We start from the raw sequence: 11158 nt of genomic DNA, 5'->3' as shown, positions 1-11158 counted from the left end.
TAATAACACGCATAATTCAAAGCCTTATGCAGTTAAAATACCTACACAAAATAAATCTAATTTGAGTAATCGGCCTGTATCTATGCCTATGGGCGCCAATAGTGCCAATATCAAAAACCCCTTTGTGATTCCTGGCATACAAAAACTCAATATCGATCCTCAACTCAATAGTGACTATAACTTTCAAAATTTCATAGAAGGAGAGTGCAATAGGTTAGCCCGCTCAGCAGGCTTTGCCATAGCACAAAATCCCGGAAAAACAGCTTTTAATCCACTTTTTATATATGGTGCTTCAGGCCTGGGGAAAACACATCTGGCCCATGCTATTGGAATACAGGTAAAAGAAAAATTTCCCGAAAAAACTGTTTTGTACGTCGAAGCCAATAAGTTTGAGCGTCAATATGCAGATGCCACCCGTAGTAATGAACGAAACGATTTTGTACATTTTTACCAGATGATTGACGTATTAATAATTGACGATGTTCAGCATCTTGCAGCAAAGCAAAAAACGCAAGATGTGTTTTTTCATATTTTTAATCACCTTCATCAGTCAGGAAAGCAATTGATTTTAACTTCTGATAAACCTCCGGTAGAGCTGGAAGGTTTGGAGCAGCGATTACTGTCTCGTTTTAAATGGGGACTAAGTGCAGATTTGCAAGTGCCCGATTTTGAAACACGGAAAACAATCCTTCAAAAAATGGCCTATAAAGATGGCATTGAGCTGGGAGAGGATATTATCGATTATATTGCCAATCATATCAATACCAATGTACGTGAACTTGAAGGAGCCCTGGTGTCACTGATGGCTCAAAGTACTTTGAACAGGAAAGAGATCACTATTGACCTTGCCAAAGAACTTATTGACAAATTGGTGAGCAATACGCGTAAAGAGATTACCCTGGATGTAATTCAACAAATTGTATGCGATTATTTTAGTATGCCGGTAGACCAGCTTAAGTCAAAAACCAGGAAACGTGAAATAGTACAAGCCCGGCAAATAGCCATGTATTTTGCCAAAAGCAAAACTAAATCATCATTATCGACCATTGGCGCCCGTATAGGAGGTAAAGATCATGCAACTGTTTTACATGCATGCAAAACAGTTAAAAATTTGTTAGATACAGATAAGCGGTTTAAATCCTTTGTAACAGACATTGATAAAATGCTTGAAAATTAGTCCTTAATAAATAGCTAACTAATTATCCTTCCCATACCAGGAAGGATTTTTTATTTCACTAAGTTTGGGCTTTTCCACATTTTTATTTTGAAAAACTGACTTAAATCAGCAATTTTGTATTTTTAAAAAATATTACATGTCAATAATTATCAAAACACCGGAACAGATAGCAGGCATCAGAAAAAGCAGTAAACTAGCTGCCAGCTGTCTGGATTATATAGAACCCTTTGTGAAACCGGGTGTTTCTACGGGTTATCTCGATAAAAAAATAGAAACATACATTAAAGAGCATGGCGCGACCCCAGCACCTCTGAATTATCATGGATTTCCAAAAGCCACCTGTATTTCACCCAATGAAGTGGTTTGTCACGGTATACCTTCAGAGGAACAAATTCTAAAAGAGGGTGATGTAATTAACATTGATGTAACCACTATATTGAACGGTTATTATGGTGATACAAGCCGTATGTTTGAGATTGGAGAAATTAGTGAGCCTACCACCAAACTGCTCGATGTAACCAAACATTGCCTCGATCTTGGCATACAACAAGTTAAACCCGGAAATCGATTTGGTAATATTGGATTTATGATTAATCGATATGCTAAAAGCCAGGGATATAGTGTAGTGTATGAGTTTTGCGGCCATGGTGTTGGCCTGGAATTCCACGAAGAACCTCAAGTGGAACACATAGCACGAAAAAATTCAGGTGCTAAAATGAAACCCGGAATGATTTTTACAATTGAACCAATGATAAACATGGGTAAACCCAGGGTTAATATAGACAGCGAAGATGGATGGACTGCAAGAACCATTGATGAACAGCTCTCTGCACAATATGAACATACCATATTGGTTACAGAAGAAGGGTATGAAGTTCTTACCGATATCCATAATGAGTACAGTTAGCTATAAATAGATTTATGTGGCATGCATCAAATTGCTCATTTATAGTGTTTTTGTAATTGTTAATGCTAAACATAATTCGAGAAATACATCATTAAAACTAAAAAACATGAAACTACTTGAAGGAAAAACAGCTATTGTAACAGGTGCCTCACGAGGCATTGGGCGTGCTATTGCATTGGTTTTTGCCGAGCATGGTGCTAATATTGCCGGAACGGATCTTAAATATGATGAAAACGCAGAATCTCTTGAAAAAGAAATTAGTGCCAAAGGTGTGAAATGTAAAATGTATGCATCAGATGCCAGTAACTTCGATAGTTGTAATGAATTGGCTACCAAAGTAGTTAAGGATTTTGGTTCAATCGATGCACTAATCAATAATGCTGGAATTACCAAAGATAATTTGCTGATGCGCATGACTGAGGCAGACTGGGATGCCGTATTAAATGTTAACCTGAAGTCGGTTTTTAACATGACCAAAGCCGTACAACGAACTATGCTTAAACAGCGTTCCGGGTCTATTGTAAATATGAGCTCTGTGGTAGGTGTTTCGGGCAATGCCGGCCAATCGAATTACAGTGCATCAAAAGCCGGAATTATCGGGTTTACAAAATCTGTTGCCAAAGAATTGGGTTCCAGAAACATCAGATGTAATGCGATTGCACCAGGGTTTATTATTACTGAGATGACCGCTAAACTGGGCGAAGATGTGGTGAAAAGCTGGAGTGAGCAAATTCCACTGAAACGAGGCGGTGAACCGGAAGAGGTAGCTAAAACAGCTATGTTCCTTGCTTCTGATCTAGCATCTTACGTGAGTGGACAGGTTATTAACGTTTGCGGTGCAATGAACACTTAATGAACCGAGCTATGACAAAATTTTTATCACACGCGCCTTCGCGTAGCTTTCGCTTCTCTTCGGTCGCCATAGGCTTGCCGCAGGTGAAACGCTATAGCTTCAGCGAACGCGGATGGCGGAGCGAGGCACTCGCATGATTAAAAAGGAACTAAAAATAGTGTGTGACGTGCATTTTACATATCATGGCGAGCTACACCTGCCCGCCGTACTACTATGGCAGGCGGGTCCGACCATTAAAATCAAAATTATAAACGGATCAAATATTGAGATCCTTTCTAATTGACAGATAAAAAGTCTTTTTCAGAATAGATCTGAAGCAATACATTACCGGGTAACAATTTTAATAACCCGGTAATGCATTGTTAAACATTATATTCCATACTTATGAATACTGCCATAGCCTATCTGTTTTTGAGTATTATTCTATCGCTGGCAATGGCTTTAGGGCTTTCCAGAGTGCTTTATCCATGGCCATGGATAAGCCAACAGACGGGGAAGCTTACCGCCTGGGTTTTATTTATTTCCCGGGTTTTAGCCTTGATGTTGCTTTTTCTACTTCTATTTAATCCTGGTTTAACCCGTATAATTGTTGAATCGCATAAACCTGTACTGGCTGTATTGAAGGACAATTCACAGTCGATGAGCTATTTGAATGATTCGAACAGCCTGAAAAAAATTGACTCAACTTGGCAAACCGGAAAAAAACAACTTTCAGAAAATTACAATATCCAGACATATACATTTGCTCAAAATATCGATCCGGTCAATACCTGGGATTTTAGTGGCAAAGCTACTGATATCGGTTATGCGTTGAAACAAATACCTGAGTCCGTTGATGACCCGGTGTCTGCATTGGTATTAATATCAGATGGCAACTATAATCAGGGAGAAAATCCGGTTTTTGTAAGCCGTAACCTTCCATTCCCGGTTTTTGCCGTCGGGACTGGTGACACACTTGCCAGAACAGAATTGTATATAGATCAGACCTATCATAATCCAATAGCTTACCTGAATGAGCAAACGCCAATTGAAATAGACTTACGTTCAAATAGTATTCGTAAAGACACTGTTATTCAGTTGTTTATTAAAAGAAATGATAAAGTTATTTCAAAGGAGCGGGTAGTATTTCAAAAGAATCGGAAACGAAAAAAATTCAACATTTACTTTAAACCTGAACAAACAGGCTTACAAAAATATACCTTAAAACTTGGACAGAACGAGTCCAGAACCTTTTACATAAGAGTAAAAAAACAGCGGCAAAAGGTTTTATTGCTTTATCATGCTGTGCACCCCGACATTGGAGTGATTCGCCGCGCGCTGGAGAATTCTAATCGTTTTGAACCTGTGTTAAAGCAGGCCAATAAGTTTACCGGCAACCCTGGAGACTACAACATGGTTGTATTGCACCAGATACCTTCCGGAAATTTTGCTGAAGACCGTTGGTTTGCCGAAGTAGTGGAGAAAAAAATTCCTTACTGGCTCATTCTCGGGCCTCAAAGCGATTTTTCCACATTCAATCAAGGGCAGAATGCTGTACACTTAAGTCAGCTAAATGGTGATTTTGAAGAAGCCACTGCCCGCTATAACGAGCGCTTTACCTGGTTTTTGGTTGATCCTGTTTTGAAGCGCAATATGGAATTTTTACCACCGTTGAACGTTCCCTTTGGAAATTATGAACTCAATCGGGGAGCGGCACTGTTTAAGCAAAATTTACATGGCGTAGAAACCGACCGCCTGGCCTGGATTTTTGCTGACCAACCTTATCGCTTTTCCATATTGGCCGGTACAGGTATATGGAAATGGAACATGTACTTGTATCGTCAAACGGCCAGTCATCAGGGCTTATATGACCTGATTTACAAAACAGTAAAGTTTTTGTCGCTTAATAAACCCCGTAAGCGTCTCCTTATCGAAAACGAAAATCTTTATAATGCTTCACAACCCATTGAGATTGATGCCACATGGTTTAACGAAAATTATGAGCCAGATAATAGTTTACCCGGCTTTATTGAAATACAAGATACTACAGGCAATAAGTTTAAATACAGCTTTATTCCGGAAGGACATCGTTATAAAGCCAGTCCGGGTGTTTTGCCATCGGGGCGCTATAAATTTAAAGCTGCAATACAGGGAGATAAACAAATCTTTACCGATACAGGTTCGTTTATAGTTGGGAAAAACAATATTGAGTTAAGTAGTATGACGCTTAGCAAACCCCTGTTGCAAAAAATGTCGGGTCCTGAGCGATATTTTGAATCTTCTGAAATAGAACTGCTGGTAGCACATTTGATGAATAATATGCCGGCACGGAAAGTTCGTAAAACAGAAATTTACATGACCGATTTAATTGAAAAAAATATTTTACTGTGGATAATCGTTATATTACTAACAATTGAATGGATTATTCGTAAATTTAAGGGGCGGATATGAACAAAATTATCCAACACCTTATTTGACAATGTATAAGGATACTTAAATTTGGCAAATTGTTTGTAATTAAATAATATATGAGATTCTCAAATAGAATATGGAATAAAATCGCAATTTTTCTACTGTTGGCAGTGCTAACAAGTAGTTGCGTAACCATGGGCAGGGTTGAACTGGAGGTGTTAAAGCCTGCCACAAGCCCATTAGCAATACAAATGGAAAATATAAGGTTGCATAATGACTTTCTGAAGCAAAACCAGAAGCAGAAAGCCGATTTTGAAAACCTTGTAAAGTACGATAAGTTCAGGATTGATAGCCTTATGAGCGTTGAATTGGTAAAAGTTGTCGGTGAAGAAATAAAAGCTACAGAATTAGCTAGGGTTACAGAAATCGATAGTTTGGGAAAATATACTGCACCAGGCCGTAATGCGCTCATCTTAAAAAACGTTGATATTGTTTCAGAAGTTGAAACAGAACCCATTTATGTAAATAGCAGAGGTGCATATTATGCTGCCGTAAGGGTACCCTATAAAATAGAATGGGAAATTTTACATCAATCTGAGAAAAAAAATGTTACATATCATGATACTGTATGGGCAGAAGGATACAGGCGATCTTTTGATAAGCTTGCCGATCTTGTGCGTTTCAATGAAGTAATGAAATATATCATCAGAAAGACAGGAGTGGAGTTTGCCCACCAGGTGGCTCCCCACTGGAAACTGACTAATCGTGTTTATTACCGAAGCGGCAACAATGATTTTCAACGGGCAGCATATTATATGGATAATGGCGCCTACGATAAAGCCGCTGAGATATGGAAACAATACAGCGGGTCTGCTAACCGTTCATTGGCAGGTAATGCATATCTGAATCTTGCAGTTTATGCTGAATTAAAAGGTGACATTGAAAAGGCTATGGACTATGCAGCAAAAGCAGCTGAAAGTAAAAACAAACTGGCCTTAAATTATCTGAACACATTAAAAAATCGGCAAAAAGAAATAAAACAGCTGTTAGAGGAGTAGAAATCATATGGTTATATTATATATTGTAATTGCAATTCTGGTTGTAGAATATCTTGTAAATGAAATAGTTGACTACCTTAACTTAAAGCATGAACTTAAACCCGTTTCACCATATTTGAGCAGGGTTTTTAGTTATATGCAGCGCAAAAAAATGCATTTGTATCATTTGGCCAACTACAGAACTGGATTTTTCAGCAGTTTAGTTTCCCTGATTGTTATTTTATCATTGCTGGTATTTGATGGATTCGGCCAAATAGATTATTGGATTCGTGGTTATTTGGATAATGAGATACTCATAACACTGGCATTTTTTGGTTTTATTGGTTTGGGTGGTGCACTATTAGCCTTGCCATGGGAAATCTACCAAGTTTTCTATATTGAAAAACGCTTTGAATTTAACCGACAAACGCCTGCATTATTTCTCTTGGATAAATTGAAAGGTATGCTACTAAGCGTGATTGTCGGTGGTGGTGTTTTGGCACTTGTTGCCTGGATTTATTACAATCTTAATGACCATTTTTGGTGGATTGCCTGGGCTGTAATAACAGCTTTTTCGTTATTCATGACCATGTTTTACTCCAATCTGATTGTTCCGCTATTCAACAAGCAACGGCCACTCGAAGATGGGGACTTAAGAAATGCCATTGAAGAAACAGCAGAAAAGGCTGGATTCAAACTAGACAACATTTATGTAATAGATGGCTCAAAAAGGTCCACAAAATCGAATGCATATTTTACAGGTATTGGCCCCAAAAAAAGAATTGTGCTTTACGATACGCTAATCAACGATTTATCGGTTCAAGAAATTGCTGCCGTATTGGCCCACGAAATTGGCCATTATAAGAAAAAACATGTCACCCGCAACTTCATTACCGGTGTGCTTCAAACAGGTGTTATTTTGTTGCTTTTCGACTTTATCAGCGGATATAAGGCCATTTATGAGGCCATCGGAGCTGTTAAACCCTCATTCCACATGGCATTGTTGGTATTTGGTTTTTTATTTACTCCTGCCTCCATACTCATTGGTCTGGCCACCTCTTATTTAAGCAGAAAAGCCGAATATCAGGCCGATGCTTTTGCTGCGAATCTGGGTAAAGCAAAAGCTTTAATCGGTGCTTTGCTGAAATTGACCGACAAAAATCTTTCAAACATCAATCCGCATCCGGCTTTTGTTTTCATGCATTACAGCCATCCGCCGGTAAATGAACGTATCAAACACCTTGAATCCTTGCAAAAAAAGGCATAGAATCGAAGAGCCTGCCGGCCATTCTTTTAACTTGTTTTATCTCTGTTACCTTAATCGTATTTGGCTAAAATATTAAACGCTAATTATTAGTATTTTACGCAGGAAATTGTAAGCTTTTTAAATAAATAAGTAAATTCCTTGTCATAAAATGAGTTTACATTCGTCGAATAGATAAATAATAAGCAAATCCCGGCATGATTAAAGAAAAGGAGTTGAAGCAATCCATTTATGATAGCAAAGATATCATGTACCGATTGGCATTGAGTATACTCGAAAACGAAGCCGATGCAGAAGATGTGCTACAGGATGTATTTGTAAAATGCTGGGATCAGAAAAATAATATACACATTACTTCAGATATCAGGGGTTATTTAATACAATCGACCAGAAACCGGTGTCTTGATATGATCAAAAAACATAACCGAAAATATGAACAAGCAGGTATTGATGAAACAGTTAAAAGTGAAGCATTTAACCCAACAGAACTATGGGACCAGCTGGAGTGGATCGATCGTTTTCTAAGGCAATTGCCCGAAATAAACCGAACAGTTTTTCACTTAAGAGAAGTGGAGGGCTTACCTTTCAAAGAGATATCCAGTGTTACAAACACTAATGTGCCGAATATCAGAACCATACTTAGTCGAACAAAAAAACATTTGCGTAAGCAGTTTGAAATATTAAGCCTCCTGGAAAATAGAGTTAATGTTATTAAAACAGAAATAAAATGAACCATTCTGACTTATATAAAAAACACAAAAATAGCGCTGGCAATAAGGACTTTAACCATGCACTTAAACAAAACATTAAACACAAGCAGCAATACACTTTAACTGATCAAAAGTTTGAATCACTATGGGAAAGAGCAATTTCAAAACATAAAAGCCTTAAGAGAAATAGTTGGTTATATGCTGCAAGTGCCGCGGTCTTAGCCTTATTGATTTCATTAGCGGTAATAAAAACCATGCAACATACAGATAAACAACTCAAACAGCAATACCAACAGGCAACATTAGCGCTTTATCAAGTATCGTATCAATTGAATCGTAATATCAATAGATTGTCGCCCATTGAAGAGATAATAAAATCGGCCCGGTATATTGAACCAATTGAAAAACCTATAGCAGAATTACAAAAACTTGAACCTGTAAAGCGTATTCCATTCAAAGATTAATTATGAATCCTTAAAACATTAATTATGAAAAACTTATTAATTACATTTCTGCTTTTTACAGCCTTTTTAAATGCAGAAGCACAAAATGTAAAAGCCATTTATGACCAACATATTGGTGAAGGTAATTATACGGTAGTAACATTTAATAGCGCTCTTTTCCAGTTGGCATCGGAATATGCCGACAATAAAGAAGAAGCCAATGTTGCAAAAGGAATAACAGGAATAAAAATATTCAGTGCTGAAGCCTGTAATGATTTATCAATAAAGGGGGAGTTGATGAAAGATCTTTGGTCTTTTTTCAGTAACTCTGCCTACACAGAATTTATGCGCGTGGAAGAAAAAAACGACCGGGTTGTTTTTTACCTTAAAAAAGCCGGTAATAAAATCAGCGAGCTAACCCTTGTTGCAGAAGAAGATGCCAGTGTAATCCAGATTTCAGGAGACATCAACTTGTCAGAAATTGCTAAATTATCAAAAACCATGCATGTGAAAGGGATGCACAAGTTGGAAGAAATAGATCAATAAAAACAATTAAATTAATTACTTTAAGGTGCAAATGTTCAATAACTTTTGCACTTTTTTTATTTTTGGTTCTTAGACTTTGTATCCCCCGATACTGCTTATCTTTTTAATAAGAATGTGGTATAATCTTTAGGAGTTGTTGCAAAAAAAATTAGCATTGTGTATGAAAATTGGTTACTTTTATTTTTTATAAAAATATTACGTGAATCTATTATAGCGAGTTGAATCTCATTGATCAGATAACCATGAAAAGCATACTCATTATTACCACCATACTTTTTACAAACATTTTGCTTTATGGCCAGACACAGGATTTGGACAAACTATACAATAAAGCAAGAAATAATTACGCTACAGGTCATTTCGAAGAGGCCCGCGATATTTATAAAAAACTGGTGAAAGCCAAACCCAAAGATTTTGTTTTTAATTATGAATTGGCCATGTTGTATTTTCATGAACTCAACAACCAGAGCGCCAGTATTCCCTATTTTGAATCGGCACGTGAAGTAATGAAAGATACAGTGGCCGATTTGTTCAATTACCTTGGACAGGCCTATCAGCATAATTTACAATACGATAAAGCCATTGAGGCTTTTAACCAGTATAGTGCCATTCCGCCCAAAGAAGGAGTAATCAGGGTGAGTGTAAAACGCTACATTGAAGCCTGTCGTAAAGAAAAAAGGCGATTGGCAGAAATTCAAAACAAAAGGAAACAGGATAACATAAAAGGTACTACAATCATTAACCTGGGTCCGGTTGTTAACTCTGAGAATGATGATTTATCGCCCATTATTTATGACGATAAAATTATTTTTACATCGGCCCGGAACTTCGATTACATATTTAATGAATACATTAGAAAACCTTACCAGACTGTTTTTGAAAACAATCAATACCAAAAACCCACGCATTTACTTGAAGTTTCCTATGATAAAGACCTGGTACTCGATCCAAACTGGCACCAGCAAATTACTTCAATGACAATGGATTATAATATGGCTGCTGTAGTTTATGAAAATAACATCTGGACAATAACAAAAAAAGGCAGAAACTGGGGAGAACCCCAAAAACTATCCCGTAAAATTAACCGGACAAAAAACAATGCTTATGCAGCGCTTTCCGGAAAAGGAGATAGAATGATTATCGTGCTTCAGGATCGCAAAACCAGGCAATATGACCTTTATCAAACAGTAAAAAGTACCGATGGTGAATGGAAAGAGCCGGTTAAGCTAAATTCGAATGTTAATACAACTAATAATGAACACTATCCATTTTTAAGTCCTGATGGATATACTTTATACTTTTCATCAGATAAACCCGGAGGCGTGGGAAAATACGATGTATATAAAAGTCGACTTCAGGAAAATAATGAATGGGGGCCTGCAGAGTTATTATCGCAACCAATTAATTCTGATGGTAATGATATTGCGTTCAAACTCTATAATGCAATTAACAAAGCTTACCTAAGTTCAGACAGAGCTGGCGGATTTGGGAAGTACGACATTTACGAAGTAATTTATTAAGCTAATTCTTTTATATTAAAGCAGACTGGTATTTATTAAATCAATCACTGTCTGAACATTTATATACAGAAATAAGCCATTTCCGCTATCTGTTCTATCTGCAATTCCACTTTAGTTAATCCGACATTCACAAATGACAGGATAGACAAGCAGTTGGTGATAGGGGCTTGTGAAACCATAATGTTTTAACCCAACTTGAAAATTTTGGTCTAAAAATCAGGAAAGTAGAAAAAATATTGGATTTCTTAAACACACATAACCAAGCAATTATAAAGAGCACATTTTTCGACCATATTCTTAATCAGCTGAA

Annotated in this window: 10 protein-coding genes; all 10 read left to right on the top strand. The window is 37.2% G+C overall.

Annotated elements, in window-relative coordinates; translation table 11 throughout:
* Window positions 1-1177 (top strand): chromosomal replication initiator protein DnaA (gene dnaA / locus ACTB0Y_RS02565; RefSeq protein ID WP_463205226.1); only part of this gene is annotated, 1177 nt, incomplete at its 5' end.
* 136 nt (window positions 1178-1313) lie between these two features.
* Window positions 1314-2084: a type I methionyl aminopeptidase gene (map, locus tag ACTB0Y_RS02560; RefSeq protein ID WP_463205225.1), complete on the top strand. Its 771-nt coding sequence runs from the start codon at window positions 1314-1316 to the stop codon at window positions 2082-2084.
* Between the two features lie 106 nt (window positions 2085-2190).
* Window positions 2191-2937 (top strand): 3-oxoacyl-[acyl-carrier-protein] reductase, encoded by a 747-nt coding sequence (fabG, locus tag ACTB0Y_RS02555; RefSeq protein WP_463205224.1) that lies wholly within the window; start codon window positions 2191-2193, stop codon window positions 2935-2937.
* Between the two features lie 384 nt (window positions 2938-3321).
* Complete coding sequence (locus tag ACTB0Y_RS02550; RefSeq protein ID WP_463205223.1) at window positions 3322-5367, top strand: hypothetical protein; 2046 nt, start codon at window positions 3322-3324, stop codon at window positions 5365-5367.
* 77 nt (window positions 5368-5444) lie between these two features.
* Window positions 5445-6386: a DUF6340 family protein gene (locus ACTB0Y_RS02545; RefSeq protein WP_463205222.1), complete on the top strand. Its 942-nt coding sequence runs from the start codon at window positions 5445-5447 to the stop codon at window positions 6384-6386.
* Window positions 6387-6393: 7 nt separating this feature from the next.
* On the top strand, window positions 6394-7632 hold the full coding sequence (locus tag ACTB0Y_RS02540) for a M48 family metallopeptidase (RefSeq protein WP_463205221.1): 1239 nt from the start codon (window positions 6394-6396) through the stop codon (window positions 7630-7632).
* A 194-nt stretch (window positions 7633-7826) separates the two neighbouring features.
* Window positions 7827-8360 carry an RNA polymerase sigma factor gene (locus ACTB0Y_RS02535; RefSeq protein ID WP_463205220.1) on the top strand — a complete coding sequence of 178 codons (534 nt, stop codon included), beginning with the start codon at window positions 7827-7829 and terminating at the stop codon, window positions 8358-8360.
* Window positions 8357-8803 carry a hypothetical protein gene (locus ACTB0Y_RS02530; RefSeq protein ID WP_463205219.1) on the top strand — a complete coding sequence of 149 codons (447 nt, stop codon included), beginning with the start codon at window positions 8357-8359 and terminating at the stop codon, window positions 8801-8803. Before ACTB0Y_RS02535 ends, ACTB0Y_RS02530 begins: the two co-directional genes overlap by 4 nt.
* A 24-nt stretch (window positions 8804-8827) precedes the next feature.
* Window positions 8828-9328, top strand: coding sequence for a DUF4252 domain-containing protein (locus ACTB0Y_RS02525; RefSeq protein ID WP_463205218.1), 501 nt, complete (start codon window positions 8828-8830; stop codon window positions 9326-9328).
* A gap of 242 nt (window positions 9329-9570) precedes the next feature.
* Entirely contained in the window at window positions 9571-10848 is a 1278-nt protein-coding gene (locus ACTB0Y_RS02520; RefSeq protein WP_463205217.1) for a tetratricopeptide repeat protein, read from the top strand.
* Window positions 10849-11158: the final 310 nt, after the last annotated feature.

Source organism: Salinivirga sp. (assembly GCF_055145285.1).
The sequence above is the reverse complement of the archived record's forward strand: the minus strand, read 5'-3'. Positions and strand labels throughout refer to the sequence as shown.

Coding starts and splice junctions, on each gene's coding strand:
- map (WP_463205225.1), top strand. CDS start 1,314: ATGTCAATAATTATCAAAACACCGGAACAGATAGCAGGCATCAGAAAA.
- fabG (WP_463205224.1), top strand. CDS start 2,191: ATGAAACTACTTGAAGGAAAAACAGCTATTGTAACAGGTGCCTCACGA.
- ACTB0Y_RS02550 (WP_463205223.1), top strand. CDS start 3,322: ATGAATACTGCCATAGCCTATCTGTTTTTGAGTATTATTCTATCGCTG.
- ACTB0Y_RS02545 (WP_463205222.1), top strand. CDS start 5,445: ATGAGATTCTCAAATAGAATATGGAATAAAATCGCAATTTTTCTACTG.
- ACTB0Y_RS02540 (WP_463205221.1), top strand. CDS start 6,394: ATGGTTATATTATATATTGTAATTGCAATTCTGGTTGTAGAATATCTT.
- ACTB0Y_RS02535 (WP_463205220.1), top strand. CDS start 7,827: ATGATTAAAGAAAAGGAGTTGAAGCAATCCATTTATGATAGCAAAGAT.
- ACTB0Y_RS02530 (WP_463205219.1), top strand. CDS start 8,357: ATGAACCATTCTGACTTATATAAAAAACACAAAAATAGCGCTGGCAAT.
- ACTB0Y_RS02525 (WP_463205218.1), top strand. CDS start 8,828: ATGAAAAACTTATTAATTACATTTCTGCTTTTTACAGCCTTTTTAAAT.
- ACTB0Y_RS02520 (WP_463205217.1), top strand. CDS start 9,571: ATGAAAAGCATACTCATTATTACCACCATACTTTTTACAAACATTTTG.